Origin of the sequence: Chitinophaga sp. MM2321 (assembly GCF_964033635.1) — a bacterium.
Classification (GTDB): Bacteria; Bacteroidota; Bacteroidia; order Chitinophagales; family Chitinophagaceae; genus Chitinophaga.
In genome coordinates, this window is record NZ_OZ035533.1 from 5,729,332 (window position 1) to 5,746,060 (window position 16,729).

14 protein-coding genes are annotated in these 16,729 nt (G+C 45.3%); all 14 read right to left on the bottom strand.

Translation table 11 applies throughout. The features are described 5' to 3' along the window. Window position 1 precedes the first annotated feature (1 nt). Window positions 2-3,514 carry a TonB-dependent receptor gene (locus tag ABQ275_RS22355; RefSeq protein ID WP_349315362.1) on the bottom strand — a complete coding sequence of 1,171 codons (3,513 nt, stop codon included), beginning with the start codon at window positions 3,512-3,514 and terminating at the stop codon, window positions 2-4. Window positions 3,515-3,525: 11 nt separating this feature from the next. Next, window positions 3,526-4,563, bottom strand: coding sequence for a FecR domain-containing protein (locus ABQ275_RS22360; protein ID WP_349315363.1), 1,038 nt, complete (start codon window positions 4,561-4,563; stop codon window positions 3,526-3,528). 90 nt (window positions 4,564-4,653) lie between these two features. Then, a complete protein-coding gene (locus ABQ275_RS22365; RefSeq protein WP_349315364.1) occupies window positions 4,654-5,298 on the bottom strand; it encodes a sigma-70 family RNA polymerase sigma factor in 645 nt (214 codons plus the stop codon). 196 nt (window positions 5,299-5,494) lie between these two features. Beyond that, complete coding sequence (locus ABQ275_RS22370; RefSeq protein ID WP_349315365.1) at window positions 5,495-7,159, bottom strand: S41 family peptidase; 1,665 nt, start codon at window positions 7,157-7,159, stop codon at window positions 5,495-5,497. 48 nt (window positions 7,160-7,207) lie between these two features. Continuing rightward, on the bottom strand, window positions 7,208-7,438 hold the full coding sequence (gene yidD / locus ABQ275_RS22375; RefSeq protein ID WP_349315366.1) for a membrane protein insertion efficiency factor YidD: 231 nt from the start codon (window positions 7,436-7,438) through the stop codon (window positions 7,208-7,210). Window positions 7,439-7,531: 93 nt separating this feature from the next. After that, the gene (locus tag ABQ275_RS22380; RefSeq protein ID WP_349318804.1) at window positions 7,532-7,924 is read right to left on the bottom strand and encodes a ribonuclease P protein component; all 393 of its coding nucleotides are present in this window, start codon (window positions 7,922-7,924) and stop codon (window positions 7,532-7,534) included. Window positions 7,925-7,940: 16 nt separating this feature from the next. Beyond that, window positions 7,941-8,096 (bottom strand): 50S ribosomal protein L34, encoded by a 156-nt coding sequence (gene rpmH, locus ABQ275_RS22385; RefSeq protein WP_012788729.1) that lies wholly within the window; start codon window positions 8,094-8,096, stop codon window positions 7,941-7,943. Between the two features lie 183 nt (window positions 8,097-8,279). Continuing rightward, a complete protein-coding gene (locus tag ABQ275_RS22390; protein ID WP_349315367.1) occupies window positions 8,280-8,789 on the bottom strand; it encodes an OmpH family outer membrane protein in 510 nt (169 codons plus the stop codon). A 57-nt stretch (window positions 8,790-8,846) separates the two neighbouring features. Further along, entirely contained in the window at window positions 8,847-9,362 is a 516-nt protein-coding gene (locus tag ABQ275_RS22395) for an OmpH family outer membrane protein (RefSeq protein WP_349315368.1), read from the bottom strand. A gap of 64 nt (window positions 9,363-9,426) precedes the next feature. After that, window positions 9,427-12,189: a POTRA domain-containing protein gene (locus ABQ275_RS22400; protein WP_349315369.1), complete on the bottom strand. Its 2,763-nt coding sequence runs from the start codon at window positions 12,187-12,189 to the stop codon at window positions 9,427-9,429. Next, window positions 12,170-12,931, bottom strand: coding sequence for an isoprenyl transferase (locus ABQ275_RS22405; protein WP_349315370.1), 762 nt, complete (start codon window positions 12,929-12,931; stop codon window positions 12,170-12,172). The genes ABQ275_RS22400 and ABQ275_RS22405 overlap by 20 nt, the downstream gene beginning before the upstream one ends. 239 nt (window positions 12,932-13,170) lie before the next feature. Then, a complete protein-coding gene (locus ABQ275_RS22410) occupies window positions 13,171-14,037 on the bottom strand; it encodes a DUF6089 family protein (protein ID WP_349315371.1) in 867 nt (288 codons plus the stop codon). A 166-nt stretch (window positions 14,038-14,203) separates the two neighbouring features. Continuing rightward, window positions 14,204-15,094 carry an NAD kinase gene (locus tag ABQ275_RS22415; protein WP_349315372.1) on the bottom strand — a complete coding sequence of 297 codons (891 nt, stop codon included), beginning with the start codon at window positions 15,092-15,094 and terminating at the stop codon, window positions 14,204-14,206. Window positions 15,095-15,167: 73 nt separating this feature from the next. Beyond that, a complete protein-coding gene (locus ABQ275_RS22420) occupies window positions 15,168-16,601 on the bottom strand; it encodes a POTRA domain-containing protein (protein WP_349315373.1) in 1,434 nt (477 codons plus the stop codon). Window positions 16,602-16,729: the final 128 nt, after the last annotated feature.

Genomic DNA, 16,729 nt, shown 5'->3' on the forward strand with positions numbered 1-16,729 from the left:
ATTATTTAAAGTTAATGTTAAGACCGAAAACGATCGTTTTCACCTGCGGATATGTTCCTCCACTGCTGGTCACTGTTTCCGGATCATATGCATAAAAGAAGTTTGTTTTTGTAAACAGGTTGTCCGCAGAAACATAGGCCCTCAACTGTTGCATGCGCAATTTGCTGGTCCATTTGTACGGCAACGTATAGCCGATCTGTATGTTCTTTAACCGCAGATAAGCGGCATCCTGCAACCAGTAGTCAGACATGCGTGCGGTGGTGTTGCGTGTATCCAGGTATGTGAAACGGGGATACCATGCATTGGGATTTTCCGGCGTCCAGTGATCACGGTGTACTTCCTGCGGATATGATCCATAAGCCTGGAAAGTGTGTATACCAATACTGCTTATATAACCATTGCCTTTACCAACTCCCTGCAGGAAGAAAGAGAAATCGATATTCTTCCAGCCGAAATTACCTCTGAGTGAATACGTATAACGCGGAAAGGCGTCACCGATCACTGTACGGTCCTTATCAGCAGTTACTTTACCATCTCCATCCAGATCGCGGTACCTGACATCGCCGGGACCTACTTTACCTTTATCAGCATCAAAAATGGGGAAGTTAGGTATGAGCTTTCCGGTAGTTGGGTCTTTGGTGAAATCATCTTCCTGTGCCAGTCCATCAGTTTTGTAGCCATAGAAAGCATTGATAGGATATCCTATCTGTAAAATCCTGTCGCCAAGCACTGGTGGGGCACCACCCAGGTTCAGTACTTTGTTTCTTACATCAGACAGCTGCGCCGTAAAACCATATGTGAAATCACTAACATGGTCTGTCCAGCCCAGGCTTATTTCCCATCCTTTATTTGACACATCGCCGGCATTCTGATCGGGCACTTCAAGTCCCAACACATCCGGCTGCGGTACTTTCAGTTGTATATCCATTGTTTGCTTGTCAAACCAGTCACCACTGAAAGTAAGGCGGTTATTAAGAAAAGCCAGGTCTACACCGATGTTCAGCATATTTACTTTTTCCCAGCGAAGCAAAGGATTTGACAGGTTGGTTTGTGCCATACCTCTTGTCAGTATATTTCCGATGGGCATTGTACCAACACCTGTGAGCACCTGCATGTATGGATACCATTCCGAGTATGCCGTTCCATCTGCGCCATATTGGTTTCCAAGGCTTCCATAAGAAGCGCGCAGTTTACCTTCATTCAGCCATCTTGCAATACCGCTGTTCTTCATAAATTCCTCCTGGGTAAACCGCCAGCCCGCAGAAGCTGAAGGGAAAGTCCCGTAACGCAGGTCTGGTGAATACCTGGAAGAACCATCGTAGCGGAAGTTAAGCTCCAGCAAATATTTATCGTTGAAAGCATAATTCAAACGACCGAACCAGGAACGTAAAGCATACTGGTAGCCGTCTCCGCTAGCATTTGGATTATCAGATCCCAGGTTAAAAACCGGTACATCATCACTGGGAAAATTCTGTTTACTGGCTGCCCATGATTCATACCTGTAAGATTCCTGTTGATAGCCCAGCAACACTTTAAAATCATGTTTTTGCAGGGTAAGATCATAATTGAGTAATCCCGACAGATTTTCCATCCGGCTCATATAATCACGCATTTCAAGACTGTTGCTGGTAGCATTGGAATACCAGAAGGAACCGGAATCCGGGTAGTAATAATCTATTTTCCTGCTAAAAGTAGAACGGCGCTGGTTAATGATATTGGTTCCGTATTGTCCTGTGAAGTCCAGGTTTTTCAATATGTGGAACTTGGCAGACAGGTTGCCGGTTACTTCCTGCGATTTAAAATTGTTGTAACCTCCATCAGTAGCTATGGCTACGGGGTTGCTGGAACCGCCGCCATAGCCCCATTCACCATTTGTAAATTTCACCGGATTCAGTGGCGACATGGTAAGCGAAGTATATATAGGTCCGGAAGAAGCATCTGTTCCTCCTGCCGGTTGATTCTGCGAACGATCTATGTATCCGAAATTACCATCAAGGTCTACTACATCAAACAGACGGAATGCATTCATGCGTACACGCACATTATTCCGCAGTGCATTATACTGATCGCCAACTACCAGCCCTTTCTGATCCTGCCGTCCGTAAGACAGGTAATAGGCCATGTCTTTTGTACCACCGTTCAGGCTGAGCGTATGTTCCTGCTGCGGCGCATAATCCTTGAACAAAGTTTTCGGCCAGTTGGTATTGGCAAAATAGTCGGGGTCTGTACCATCCTTTACTTTCTGAATATCTGCGTCTGTATATGTTTCCGGCAGGCCGGCATTTCGCTGGGCTTCATTCAGCATGCCCATGTATTCAGCAGATCCCACCATTTTTGGTAGTGCATATGGTTTCTGAACACCGAAATATCCATTGTAGCTGACGGTTGGTTTCTGATTCTGCTTACCTTTCTTGGTTGTTACCAGTATCACTCCGTTAGCCGCGCGTGAACCATAGATAGCGGCTGATGCAGCATCCTTCAATACAGAAACACTTTCTACATCGGCAGGATTCAGATAGTTGATATCACCGGGTACACCATCGATTAATATAAAAGGGTTTGCATTATTTGTTGTACCGGTTCCACGGATACGCAACGTTGCGCCGGAAGCTCCGGGAAAACCCGTATTGCTCACCGCTGTAAGACCCGGCATTAATCCCTGCAATGCGGAAGACATAGACGTTACGGGTCTGTTGGCCAGTTCTTTTTCACCAACCATACTTACCGCTCCTGTCAGGTTCACTTTTTTCTGGGTGCCATATCCTACTACCACTACCTGGTTCAACTGACGGGTATCTTCACTCAGCATCACGTCTATCTGCTGGCCCGTTACAGGCACTTCCTTTGGCAGATACCCAATGTAAGAGAATACCAACACAGCATCATTGCCCGGTACGTTGATCTCAAATTTTCCATCTGCATTTGTAACAGCACCGCTTCCGGTTCCTTTCACCGTTACTGTTACACCAGGCAACTGCACACCACCGGCACCTCTTACGGTACCTTTTACCCGCATCACCTGTATCCTGTTCCAGCTACGGTTATCAAACGTGGTGCTTTTCAGTGCGTTGATACTTTGGCCAAGCGGCCGCAACTCATCCGCATCATTCGCATCTTCTTTTTTATCGGCGGGAACCCGCTCCTCTCCTTCATTACCGGAGGAAATAGCAAACTGTTGTTCTGTGATCTGCTTCAGATCAAGACCATAGGGCCGGATCACAGAGAGCAGAGAATTGACAAACATTTTACCCTTGAAGTTCTCACTACCCGGATTAATTTTCAATTGCAACAACTCTGATTTACAGATAAAACTTACGTCATGCTGCTTCTCTATGTCTTTCAATATCTCTCCCAATGTTTGCACTTGTTTCCGCTTTGTCTGGTAAGCGAAAGCATCGTGTGTGGCGGTGCCGGCCGACGCCAGGTCCTGCGCATGGACCAGGGGCCCAATCAGGCAGGTAGCGCATAACAATGCGCATCTGCTCAGCATTTTAAAAGGTACATTTGTCAGCATACCAGGAAATTTTATTTTTTTATTTTTGGTTGAATAAAAAGTGTATCTGCGTGTTTTTCAATTTTTGCGTTCAGTGTGAATGCCAGTGTTTCGAGTAAAAGTTTTTCATCCTTTACGCGCAGGCCACCGGATAGTTCCTGCTTCGCCAGTTTATCGCTGCTGATCTTAACAGGGTATCCATAAACATCTTCTATGTAAGCAGCTATTTCTTTCAGTGTTACATTCTTCAGCATATGTCCCTCTTCTTTCCAGTCGGCATACAGGTCTGCATTTACCCGTTTCTTTATCACCTTGTTGTTGCGGGCGGAGTATTGAACAAAATCGCCGGGATTGAGGTAAACCGGTTGTTCTGGCAGATCGCTGAACCTGATTTTTATTTTACCGGTATTCAATGTTACATTGGTGAATGTCTGCCCTTCTCTCACATTGAAAGAAGTACCCAGTACATCAATATCCATTTTCCCGCTATGTACTATAAAAGCCCGTGCAGCCTGCTTTCCGGCGGCTACCGGTTTGATATCAAAAAAGGCTTCGCCTTTCAGCCATACTTCACGCGCTCCGGCTTGCTCCCAGCTGCTACTAAATGATATTTCCGCATTGGCATTCAGAAGTACAACAGAGCTATCCGGCAACCATACTTTGCGCACTTCATGCGTCAATCCGCTATACTGGATCATAGCAGGCGCTTTCTTCCAGAACTGTTGTCCGGCCAATGCCATGCAGCCCGCCAACACTGCAGCGGCGGCCCACCACCATATTTTGCGGATATTCCCTTTTTCAGGAACAGCTTCCATTACCGAAATCCTTTCCAGGCTTCGTTTTAACGAGGCCTGTACCATATCCGGTGCAGGTAAATTTTCCACGAAATATAATTGCCGGAGAAAAGCACGTGCATTATCTATCTGCTGTTGCTGATGCTGATGTGTACTTATCCAAGCCTGCCAGAATGCATTACTTTCCTCGTCAGGGAATCTTACCCATTGCAGGAAATATCCATCCGTAATAAAATCATTGGTATTGTAGCGATCGTAGTCTTTTGGTTGCTCCATTTTCGGTTATTACAATTACAGGAGCAACGGACAATTGATTTTACCCCATGGGAAGTAAAAAAAATTAAAAATTTATTTTGAGATGTGTGATTAATGAGAACTGATCAGCATTGCCAGCTCCAGACTGCCCACTGCGGCCACTAATGCAGTGAGTGTAAGCAGGGCGTTTACCAGGGGCTTGCTATTGTATGCTTCACGCAATACAACAATTGCGCGGGCTACCAGCTTATAGGTTGCTTTTACAGTGATGTTGAGGATCTGGGCAATATCCTCATAACTCATGTTCTCATAGAAACGGAAGAACACCGCTTCTTTTTGCCGGGGAGTTAAGTTTAACATGGCATTCCGCAGCACGGACAATTGTTCCTGTTGTGTTTCCATTGCCACCTGCTGCTGTTCTGCAGAGATTTCCAGTGCAAAGGAATAACCGTCTGCCGCAAGCAGTTCTTCCTGCATTTTTTTATGCCGGGAAAGTACGCGTAATAAGTGATGCCGGAAAGATACAAACAGGTAGCTCTTTAATTCCCTGACGCCTGCCAGTTTTGCCCTGTTTGTCCAGAACAACATGAAAATTTCCTGTATGCTGTCCTCTACAAAGTTGGTATCTGCTGTAAACTTACAGCCATAATTAAATAACCGGGGATAATACAATTTGTAAATATGCGCATAAGCATCTTTATCACCCGCTTTACAAGCATCCCAAATAGCTGGACCTATATGTTGTTCCTCCTGCATTATAATATTAATCCGGAAAACACAAAATTACTGAAATCGATTTAGCCGTTATGTTATCTTACTATAAAGAGAATTCCTCTCCGGGTGTGAATACCTGTCGTGTGATTTTATAAAGCACTGCCTTCCTGCGCTCAAACTAATAAAAAAAATGCTTAACGCAAAATGCCTGACCAATAGCAGCATCAGGCATTCAACATTATTTGAGCAGCTGCCGGTACCGTTCAGGTGAATGCAGTACCTGTATGGCTTCATTTACCTCATTATCCCATACAAGCGACTTCCGGATGCGGCCTTGCTGCGCGTAATAGCGGTTAGTAATTTCTTCTTCCAGCAAGCGTTTGATCTCTGTTTTATTTTTTAGCAGGTCCTGCTTTTTGTCGTGTTTCATTTTTTGTTCCAGCGTTTCCAGCTCCTTGGCTACTGCGTCAAAATATTTTTCTTTTTTAGCGGTGGTTTTGAAGGTTTCCAGGGCGTCTTCGCTGCGGGTTTTGTAGCTGTAATCCTTGTTGTCGAGATAACGTTCAAAGTCGGAAAATTCTTCATCAGACAGCGAGAATGCTGCCGCAGGCGCTATTTTCGGATGACTATAATAATAGTTGGTAGCGTAGTCGAAGATGAATTGTTTACGGATCAGGGTAATGGCTACCTGGCTGATGAAAGTAGGATCTACTTTATCATCCGGTTCAATGCCACCACCGTCTTTTACAGCGCGGCCGCCTTGTGTGGTAAACGATTTGCGGAGAGAATCCGGAACATAGTCCACGCTGCCGTCGTCATTACGATGCGAGTAGTCTATTGCCTGGATACAGCGTCCGCTGGGTGTATAATATTTGGCTGTGGTTACTTTCAGCTTGGTGTTGTAGGGGAGCTGACGGGTTGTTTGCACCAGTCCTTTACCATAGGAGCGTTGCCCTATTACCAGTCCGCGATCCAGGTCCTGTACGGCGCCGGCCACTATTTCGGAGGCAGAGGCAGAGGAATGATTGGTTAACACTGCGAGTGGGATATGTACATCCGCAGGCATTTCGCTGGTTTCGTAATTACGGTCCCAGTTCTTTACTTTCCCTTTGGTGCTGACGATCAGTTTATTTTTGTCTACGAAGATATTGGCTACTACCACCGCTTCATCCAGCAGACCGCCGGGATTGCCGCGCAGATCGAGGATAATGCCTTTCATAGCCGGGGTGCTTTGTTTCAGTTGCTGGAAGGCTGCGCGTACCATGGAACCGCTGTTTTCGGTAAACTGTGTCATCCTGATATACCCGATATCATTCGCCAGTATGCCGGAATAGCTCACTGCTCTTACATTAATCTCTTCACGGACGATCTTTTTTGGTGTTTCCTTACCGGTCACAGGATTACGGAATACCATATCCAGCGGGGTGCCGGGAGCGCCTTTCAGTATTTTGCTGATGTCTTCCTGTGGTGTAGCTTTTACTGACTTCCCTTCCATGCTAACAATGATATCGCCTGGTTTTACGCCGGCTTTATCCATGGGGCTTCCTTCATATACATCTGTGATGACGGTCCATTCGCCGCTTTTATTGATAGAAGCGCCTACGCCACCATATTTGCCGGTAGCCATGAACTTAAGGTCGTCCAGGTTCTCTTCGGAAACGAAGTCCGTAAAAGGGTCTGTTTCTTCGAGGATGGCTTCAATGCCTTTATGGATTACTTTTTCAGGCGGCAGGTCATCCACGTAATAAGTATTCAGTTCGCGGTAGAAGGCAGCGAAAATATCCAGGTTCTTGGCGATCTGGAAATATTTATCGCTTTCATTGAAAGCGAAGATGCCACTGGCGGTGATCAGCAACAGCAGGGCTGCTACCAGCTTCTTTCTTTTATTAAAAAACGCGCGCATGCAGAGAATGTATAAAGTGAATGATTTTATTCGTTGGCAAAAAGTGCATCAAGGCACCGGATCATAGCCATGTCCACCCCAGGGATGGCAGGACAAGATACGTTTTATGGTCAGATAGCCACCTTTGAAGATTCCGTATTTTTTAAATGCTTCCAGCCCATACTGCGAACAGGTGGGCGTGTACCGGCATTTACTGCCCAGTAAGGGCGATATAAACCATTGATAAATTTTTATCAGGAGGATAAACGGATAACTCAACCAGCGCACAACACGTCTCATAAATAGCTTTTAGCGGTAAGCCCCAGCGGTTAGCCATCAGCTGTAAGTGGTTAGTTTATAATAAAAGTAACCGGTGATACTTGCTGCTAAAGGCTAATAGCTGTTCTTCAATTGCTTTAAAATTACCGAAATTTTGGCTTGCAGGGTAGAAAAGTCTGCTATTTTTTTATCTGTATAGATGAGGAAAACAGCGAGTTGACGGGATTCTGCGTGGAGATGATCATATAATTCCTGCTTTTGCAGGCGCCAGGCTTCGCGGCTGAGGCGTTTGATGCGGTTACGGTCCGTTGCGTGGGGAAAGCGGCGTGTAGAGGCGCTAAAACCTATCTGCACAGGAAACTTGTTTACTGGCAGCGTAGTCACTGGCATGTAAATGATACGGTATGGAAAAACAGAAAACGCTTTTCCTTCACGAAAAAGCGTTTCAATAAGTTTTCTGCTTTTTAACCTTTCTTCCTTTTTAAAAGAATAAGTTTTTATGGCAATTGTATTTAGCTCCTGATTATTTCAGCTTACGTTCGTCAGAAACAGTCAGCTTCTTACGACCTTTTGCCCTGCGGGAAGCCAGTACCTTACGGCCGTTGGCAGTTTCCATTCTCTTTCTGAAGCCGTGAACGCTCTTTCTGCGTCTGTTATGCGGTTGAAAAGTACGTTTCATTTCTTATTTTTTGTTTTTACCTGTACTATACTAAGACATTCCGGTTTAAAGGAATAGTGTTTTTTAAAACGGAAGGCAAAGGTAGCAGAAAATTTTTAAAAAGTAAAATTAAATCCAAAATCTCAAATGTAAAAGTGGAATGCAGCTGACGCCACATTCCACTTTTTATATTAAAGACGTTTATTATTTAATACCCAGTTTAGCTTTTACAGCCGGCAGCAGATCGTCGCCTGAAGGAGATACCAGTAACAGACCGCCAGAGCTGTCAATTACATAACCATAACCTTTTTCTTTCGCTACATCTTCGATAGCTTTACGTGCTTTATCGTAGATAGGTTTCAGCAAATCCTGTTGTTTCTGCTGTACTTTTTGTTCAGCCTGTTCGCGGTAATCCTGGATACGCTTCTGAGAATCCTGGATTTCACGACCTTTGATTTCCTTCATATTTTCGGTCATGCTGGCCGCCTTTTCGTCAAATTCCTTCATCTTTTTTGTATATTCATCCACCAGGGCTTTACCATCAGCTTCCAGGCCCTGAGCGAATGTTTGCAGATCAGTTTCAGCCTTCTTAGCTTCCGGCATGCTTCCTACAAGCGCCTGAGCATTGATATGCGCCACCTTAGATTGTGCCATTGCATTCACGCTGAACAAACCGGTAACTGCCACAAAAGCAATAATTACGTACTTCTTCATGATGTTGTCTGTGTTTAAAAAAATTTAAATACTTATAGTTAAAAAATAGGTGCACGTTTATTTCTTCACGCCCAGCGACTTCAGAATTTCTTCACTCTTATCCAGTTTCGGATCAGAGAAGATAACCGTTGCACCACCGGCCTTGTCCAGTACAAAGTCATACATCCTGCTGGCAGACAGCTTTTGTACGGCATTGTAAATCTTGTCCTGTATGGGCTTTACCAGCTCCTCTCTTTTTTTGAAAAGATCCCCTTCGTAACCAAAGCGTTTCTTTTGCAGGTCTTTTGCATCCTTTTCCCTCGCTACTATTTCATCTTCCCTTTTACGTTTCAGCTCTTCTGTAAGCATTACCTGCTCCGCCTGATAGGACTTGTACATTTTGTCCACTTCCTGGAATTTCGCATCAATTTCTTTCTGCCATTGCTCCGCAACCGCATCCAGCTTTTTCTGCGAATCCTTGTATTCAGGAATGCTCTCCAAAATATATTTTGTATCTATCACACAATAGCGTTGTGCACTTGTTGCACCTGCCATAGCCAATACAATAGCTGCTGTAATAAATAATCTTTTCATGCTACTATAGATTTTTGCAACCACCGGAACCCGGTTAATCTTGCAATATATAAATATTTCACAATTATTCAGGTTCGAAGCCCAGCATAAATGTAAACTTAGCTGCATCTTTTAAACCACCACCAGGTTTCAGACGGTCAAATCCTATACCATAATCAAATCCAAGCAATCCAAACATAGGCAGATAGAAGCGCATACCTATACCAGCAGAGCGACGCAGCCTGAAAGGATTGAAGTCCTGGATGTCACGATAACCGTTCGCTGCTTCCAGAAATGCCAGCCCAAAGATCGTAGAACTTGGATTCAGACTAAATGGATAACGCAGCTCCATCACATACTTGTTAAACACGGTGAAACCTTCGTAACCAAGCGGTTGGCCATTCTCCGGATTCGAACTCGGGTTCGATGTGTAATAAACCGGGTAACCTCTCTGCGAAATGATATCACGATCATAAATAGCGAAGTTGCTCAAACCATCTCCACCCAACTCAAACCGGCCGAAAGGCGATAGCCTGGTGCGATTATTATAACGGCCTATGTAACCAAATTTGGCGGCCACCTTTAACACGAACGTTTTATTGTCCGTTCCCATAGGGCGGCTCAACGGTACATACCATTCTGCATTAAAGCGGTATTTCTGGTACTCGATAAAATTAAACTGCTTAGACACCGGCTCTTTTGAATAGTCTTTTTCAGGATTCAAAGCGGAGTACGGCGGCGTATACTGTGCAGACAACAAGAAGTTGGAACCGCTACTCGGGTAGATCTGCTGGTTGATAGAAGACCGCGACAGCGTCAGTTTCAGGTTCACGTTATTGGAAACCCCATTATCGAAACCTGCAATCCCAAAGTAGTTATAGTTCTTCAGCTTATACTGCTGATAGTTCACAGAATAGATCAGCGTAAAGAAGTCATCCGGCCATTTCAGCTGCTTACCCAATGAAACGGAAGCACCCAATACTTTAAAGTAACCATCTGTTGTAGCAGCCGGTTGGGTCTGCGTATAATAGTTGCTGTAATAATTGCTGTAAGCATAAGGATTCTGGTAGCTGCTGTAGAAGCTCACAGAAAACTGGTTCCTCTTCTTACCACCCAGCCAGGGCTCTGTGAAAGAGAGGTTATAAGAACGGTATGCTTTACCATTGGAAGACACACGTACAGATAATTTCTGTCCGTCGCCACTTGGCAAAGGATCCCAGGTTTCTTTTTTGAAGATGTTACGCAGGGAGAAGTTGTTAAATGTTACCCCGAGTGTTCCGGTAAGTCCAATGTAGCCGCCCCATCCTGCAGACAGTTCCAGCTGGTCATTTGCTTTTTCTTCTACGGTATAGTCAATATCCACGGTTCCATCAGCCACGTTTGGTACCGGGTTCATCCCGATCTTTTCCGGGTTAAAGAAGCCAAGGTTGGCAATTTCACGGTTAGAGCGGATCAGATCCTGGCGGCTGAATTTTTCACCGGGGATCGTACGCAACTCACGGCGGATAACGTGTTCATTTGTTTTCTCGTTACCGGCTATACGTACTTCCTTGATAGTAGCCTGCGGGCCTTCACGCAACCTGATCTCATAATCAATGGTATCGCCACGGATGCCGATTTCCACCGGATCGATCTGGAAGAACAGGTAGCCATAGTCCATGTAGTAGCCGCTGATATCGCCGCCTTCCTGAGACATTTGCTTACCCAGTCTTTTTTCCAGCAGCTCCAGGTTATAGATATCGCCTCTTTTGATACCGAGGATCCGGGTCAGGACGGAGTCGCTGTACCGGGTATTCCCTTTCCAGGTAATATCACCGAAGTAGTATTTCTTTCCTTCGGAGATCTGCATATCCACGTTGAGGTTCTGAGTGACGGATTTATAGGTAGTATCCCGGGTAATCAGGGCATCCCTGTAACCTTTGGAGTTGTAGTAGCCTATCACCTTCCCTTTATCTTCAATATATTTTGTTTCGTTGAATTTGGCGGAGCTGAACAATTTAAAGCGGAAATATGGATCCAGTTCTTCCAGTGCCCTGGTAGGTTGCAGGAAACCGTACGTTTGCCAGAAATCGTTGGGTTGTGCCAGTGAATCCTCATAAACGTGTGAGTAATCAGGATGCAGCGTCATGCGGGTACGCTCTTTAGTGCCTTTCATCTTCTTCTTCAGCTTGGAAGAAGCAATATTGTAGTTACCTACAATGTTGATGTTATTGATGCGCACCTTATTTCCTTTATCCACATTGAATACGAGGCTGACAGAATTTACCTGGCCGCTATCTTTTCGCTCGTCAATTTTCACGGTAGCATTCCCAAACCCTTTATCAGCGTAGAATTTATGTACCACCCCGATCACGTTCTGTTTTACGCTCTGTGTAGCTACGCTCCCTTTGCGGAGACCGGCTTTGGTAGCGATATCATCGGCTTCAGTCTTTTTAATTCCTCTGAAAACGAAGCTGTTCATACGTGGCATCTCGGTGAGCCCTATTTCCAGCCAGATCTTATTGTCTTCGATTTTGGTAACATAGATGGTTACATCAGCAAACAGGCGTTGCGACCACAGGCTCTGAATAGCCTTTGTAAACTGGTCACCCCCGGGATACACCACCTTATCACCAACCGTGAGGCCTGAGAGCGACAGCAGCAATGACTTATCCAGGTATTGGGTACCAGCAACGGTAATATCGGCTATCTCGTACTGTTGCGGAGTTCCCATGTTAAGCGGGGACATAGCCGGCGGATTAGCTGGTTGCAAGGGAGGAACGGTATCTTTCTGCTGAGCGGATACACGTATGCCTGCACTGCAACATAATGCTATAGCCAGAAGGCCCTTAGGAAATAATTTCTTCATTCTGCTGAATTTGTTCGCTTGTTTTGCCAAAGCGCCGTTCTCTGGTTTGGTAATTTAAGATGGCTTGGTAAAGATGTTCATTGCGGAAATCCGGCCAGCGGGTATCTGTAAAATACAGTTCCGCATAGGCCAGTTGATATAACAGAAAATTACTGATCCGACATTCTCCACTGGTACGGATCATTAGTTCAGGATCCGGCAAACCGGCAGTACAGAGATATTTTTCCCATACTTCGGGTGTTACAGCTGCCGGGTCCAGGGCTCCCTTTTTTACGTCCGCTGCAATTTTTTTGGCTGCATTCACAATTTCCCACCTGGCACTATAGCTAAGGGCCATTATAAGGTTCAACCCCGTGTTATGGCTGGTAAGTGCAATGGCCTCCTCCATTTCCTGCTGGCATTGGGGGGGCAACATGTCCATATCGCCTATTACACGTAGCCTGATATTATTTTTGGATAACGTGTTTACCTCCTTACGGATCGTATTTACAAGTAATTCCATGATGCCGTTCACTTCATAAACAGGGCGGTCCCAGTTTTCCGTAGAAAACGCGTATAGGGTAAGATAGCCTATTCCAAGTTCAGCACAGGTTTCTACGATGGTGCGCACACTCTCCACTCCCTCGTGATGCCCATACAACCTGTCCTGTCCCCGCTCCTTTGCCCAACGGCCATTACCGTCCATAATAATGGCGATGTGGCGCGGTAACCGTTGTAAGTCCAATTTATCCTTCAAGCTCATTTGTGTCAGGCGTATTATATCAGTTTTATTTGTTATTACAGATTTACTAAAAGAGTTACTAAAAGTGTGCAAAGATACAAAAATAGAGTAATGACTTTTTCAGCAAAGCATAACCAGTTGTTTTAACGTAGTTTTAACAGCGAATTCAGTCCCAGTGAGGCTTTTGGGAAATTAAACGGGATTACAGGCCTGTTTGGAGGTGTTAAAAGGCTACCTGTAGAAAGTATCTTCCCCGTAAATTAAAATTTACAGTTGTAAGAAGTAAACAAAATGCTGAAGGTGAGCTCAATGGTCAAAAACTGATCTTTATCCCTGCTGTTTCCGCGCTGGCGGCCCGTTACACCTATAGGTGTGCTTATTACCCCCGACCTGTCCTGCAACTGGTAGGCTACTGTTGGCTGACCGTTGGCCAGTGGCGGAAATGCGCCAGGACCGGCATAAGCGGTACTTACATCATCCAGATAATCCGTTTGTGCAAAACGGTACAGGGCCTCCAGACCCACATTTACTTTTTTTGAAATATTATACTTGAATCCGCCCCCGATTAAAAAAGCGTAGGATATCAGGCTATAGGGTTTGCGGTCCGGATACAGGGCAGTTCCTTGTCCTTCCGTGTGCATGGGTTGTAAAAAATACTTAACGCCGCCAAGGTAGGTATATGGGTTAAAATGAAAAATACTGGCTCCCCCGGTCAGGTAAGGCGTAAACCTGCGATCCAGGCTCCCCGGCTCAAAACTGAAAAAGTTAAAATCCCCCTGAAGAGAGAACTCCCATAAATTTGTATTGAAACTCAGGTTGCGCCGGTGCTGAAATTCATTTTTGTTGTATACATCCGAATAGCCCAGCTGCATAAACCGGGCATGCGCCCGCACCCCCACATATTGATTCATGTACTTCCTGTAATAGATACCTATAGCGGGTTTTAGCGTATTTAAAGCCCCCCGGGGATTCAAATCCCCCATATATTGCGCTCCTCCCACCGAAAACCCCAGCTCCCCCACATATCCCAGCTCATGCTGCGCTGCTACCCTGCCGGGACACAGACAACCTGCCACGAATAGTAATGATAACGCAATGTATTCAGGATATAGAAAAGCTTTCCGCATAAATCAGTTCTACTTAAACGCAAAAATGCCGGATTTATTTAATGTGTGACTGATCATTATGCAAACATCTGAAGAAGCAGGGCCAATTCACAGGCAATTAAATGTCACAATCAGCAGGCAATACATTTGTAAATGTAGCAATATATTTTACAATTAATCTCCTGGATCAGATTTTGATCGTGTTCCTCGTATCTATCCCCCACAACAGCTTATTGCGCAGGGTATGCAGGAAATTACTGTCGTCCAGCCGCAGTAAACTCAACTTAAACTGTTCCTTTTTAATGGCCAGCTGCACGGTATTATCAATGGTTTCCATCCTGCTATCCATGGTACAGAGAAACTGGTCGCTCCGGCCCTCCACCTCAAAGGAAATGACACTCGTATTGGGTACTACCACCGGTCTTACATTCAGGTTGTGCGGCGCTACGGGTGTAATGACAAAGTTTCCCGCATCCGGGAACACGATTGGACCACCGCAGCTAAGCGAATAACCGGTAGAACCCGTAGGTGTAGCCACAATCAGCCCATCAGCCCAATAAGTATTTAAAAATTCCCCGTTCAGGTAGGTATGGATTCTTACCATGGCAGAGGTATCTTTTTTGTGAATGGTAAACTCATTCAACGCATACGGCACTTCTCCGAATAAAGGAATATTGGCGTCCAGATGTAGTAATGAACGCTGATCCACCACATAAGTACGGTTCAGTAACGCCTCTACCAGCGAGTGAATCTCTTCCTTGCCTATACTGGCCAGAAATCCCAGTCGCCCGAAATTGATCCCGATCACAGGAATATTCGTGTCCCGCACATAGCAAACGGTATCCAGCAAGGTACCGTCGCCGCCCAGGCTCATCAGAAAGTCTATTTTTCCCGGCAGATCTTCCGCACAGGAAAATATGGCCGGTATCTTATCAAAAGAAATATGCTGTTGTAAAGTGCGAAAAAAAGGCTCATAAATAATGGCTTCGATCTCTGCCCGCTGCAATTCATCCAGCAACAAACGGATGTTTGCAATATCTTCTGTAATAAATCCCCTGCTATAAAGTGCTACCTGCATTTCGTAATTGGCTTAATTTAAAAGGATGCGTTTACCCGTTATCGTGCTTTACAAAAAGCCACCGGCAAACTACTTACATATCCACGCTCGTGTGTAAAAATAGTCCTTTTTGCCCTAACTGATTAACGCTGTACTCTATACGCAGACAGGTATCATAAAAGGATACGATGTCGAGCCCGATGCCACCCGTATACAACATACGATTATTCAGGAAGCCGTTGCCGGGAAATTTGGTGTGCGCATAACCCGCATCCCCAAATACTTTGGCGAGAATCCGCACCGGTACCGTATTAAATTTTTTGGGAACCACCGGTAATTTTACTTTGAAAGATAATAATTCCTGCCGGAGGGTAGATTTGAGAATAGCAAAACTGGTTCCATCCACCACATAATATTCCAGTCCGCGCAGGTAATCATCTCCATAACCAAGTGCCTGCTGATTTACATACGGCTGATCAGCGGAAAATTTAACCTGGCTCCGGATACCCAGTGCGGCATAGGTTTTGGGACGAAGCTGCCAGAACTTTGCCATATTCAGGCGGAAACGGATATCATCAATATCATCAAATGGCGGGATGCCTCTTTTCGACGCTTCGGCCATGATACTAATACCCTTCAGCGGATATACCCAGCTATCGGCCTTAATATAGCTCACCCTGTATATCAGGTCCATGTAACGCACGCTGGTACGCCCTTTCCCAAGATAGTTGGGATTAATGATGGCCACAGAATCCGCTACCTTTTCGTAGTTATAATTCAGGAATACCTGGTGGCGGGTATTGATAGCTTTACGGTAACTGTACCGGAGGCCCACGGTGTACACCTGGCGCAGGAAATCATCTTTTCGGAAAAACTGTTGCTTGTTTTCACTGGTACTGTCATTCACCTCCCTGTTACGGCTATACGAAAACAGGAAGCCCAGGCCATGCCGGAAACGTTTATCAATATAGGGCAGGTCGTATTGCAGGGCCAACCGTTGTGTATATCCGAACTGCAGCGCAGCACTCAGTGCATCGTTGCGGCCGGTCAGGTTTTCCTGGGAACCTTTTACCCCTAAATTGATACGGTCAAGACTGCGCCGTTTTTCCACCCACCACTGGTTAAAATTACGGTCTGCCAGTTTGAAAACGGGAAAGGCGAAAGTGTACCAACGTTCCCACACCTCAAATACAAGGTCGGCAGTATTACCCTCCCAGCCTTTTACATTGGCCGTAACATTCAGGAACAACGAGGTATTGAGGAGTTGTTTCCGGCGTTCTTCGAGGGTTTCCGCCAGGTTTTTCAGGTAGATGGTATCTCCCGGCACTGTGCTTATCTCCCGCAGAATGATAGAAGTACGTGTTCTTTTATTACCTGTGATGATAATATTACGCACGATGAGATAACTGGTGTCCTCTGCCGGTGCAACAGTTTGCCACTCTTCCCCGTGCAGACGTTCAGCGGCCACCGGCAGCACAATTCCCAGCAGGCATATCATTCCCAGCATGTAGTAACAGCATCTCAGCATGTAGGCCCCTTTCTTATTTAGAGATATACGAATTTTGTGACGATACGAATTTGCGACTCGAATATTAAATCAAAAAATCCACAAATCACCAAATATAATAAATTGTTATTCCCGGGAATAAAAAGCAG

Bases quoted from the DNA above. Each gene is read 5' to 3' on its own strand.
- ABQ275_RS22355 (WP_349315362.1), bottom strand. From the start codon at position 3,514: ATGCTGACAAATGTACCTTTTAAAATGCTGAGCAGATGCGCATTGTTA.
- ABQ275_RS22360 (WP_349315363.1), bottom strand. From the start codon at position 4,563: ATGGAGCAACCAAAAGACTACGATCGCTACAATACCAATGATTTTATT.
- ABQ275_RS22365 (WP_349315364.1), bottom strand. From the start codon at position 5,298: ATGCAGGAGGAACAACATATAGGTCCAGCTATTTGGGATGCTTGTAAA.
- ABQ275_RS22370 (WP_349315365.1), bottom strand. From the start codon at position 7,159: ATGCGCGCGTTTTTTAATAAAAGAAAGAAGCTGGTAGCAGCCCTGCTG.
- yidD (WP_349315366.1), bottom strand. From the start codon at position 7,438: ATGAGACGTGTTGTGCGCTGGTTGAGTTATCCGTTTATCCTCCTGATA.
- rpmH (WP_012788729.1), bottom strand. From the start codon at position 8,096: ATGAAACGTACTTTTCAACCGCATAACAGACGCAGAAAGAGCGTTCAC.
- ABQ275_RS22390 (WP_349315367.1), bottom strand. From the start codon at position 8,789: ATGAAGAAGTACGTAATTATTGCTTTTGTGGCAGTTACCGGTTTGTTC.
- ABQ275_RS22395 (WP_349315368.1), bottom strand. From the start codon at position 9,362: ATGAAAAGATTATTTATTACAGCAGCTATTGTATTGGCTATGGCAGGT.
- ABQ275_RS22400 (WP_349315369.1), bottom strand. From the start codon at position 12,189: ATGAAGAAATTATTTCCTAAGGGCCTTCTGGCTATAGCATTATGTTGC.
- ABQ275_RS22405 (WP_349315370.1), bottom strand. From the start codon at position 12,931: ATGAGCTTGAAGGATAAATTGGACTTACAACGGTTACCGCGCCACATC.
- ABQ275_RS22410 (WP_349315371.1), bottom strand. From the start codon at position 14,037: ATGCGGAAAGCTTTTCTATATCCTGAATACATTGCGTTATCATTACTA.
- ABQ275_RS22415 (WP_349315372.1), bottom strand. From the start codon at position 15,094: ATGCAGGTAGCACTTTATAGCAGGGGATTTATTACAGAAGATATTGCA.
- ABQ275_RS22420 (WP_349315373.1), bottom strand. From the start codon at position 16,601: ATGCTGAGATGCTGTTACTACATGCTGGGAATGATATGCCTGCTGGGA.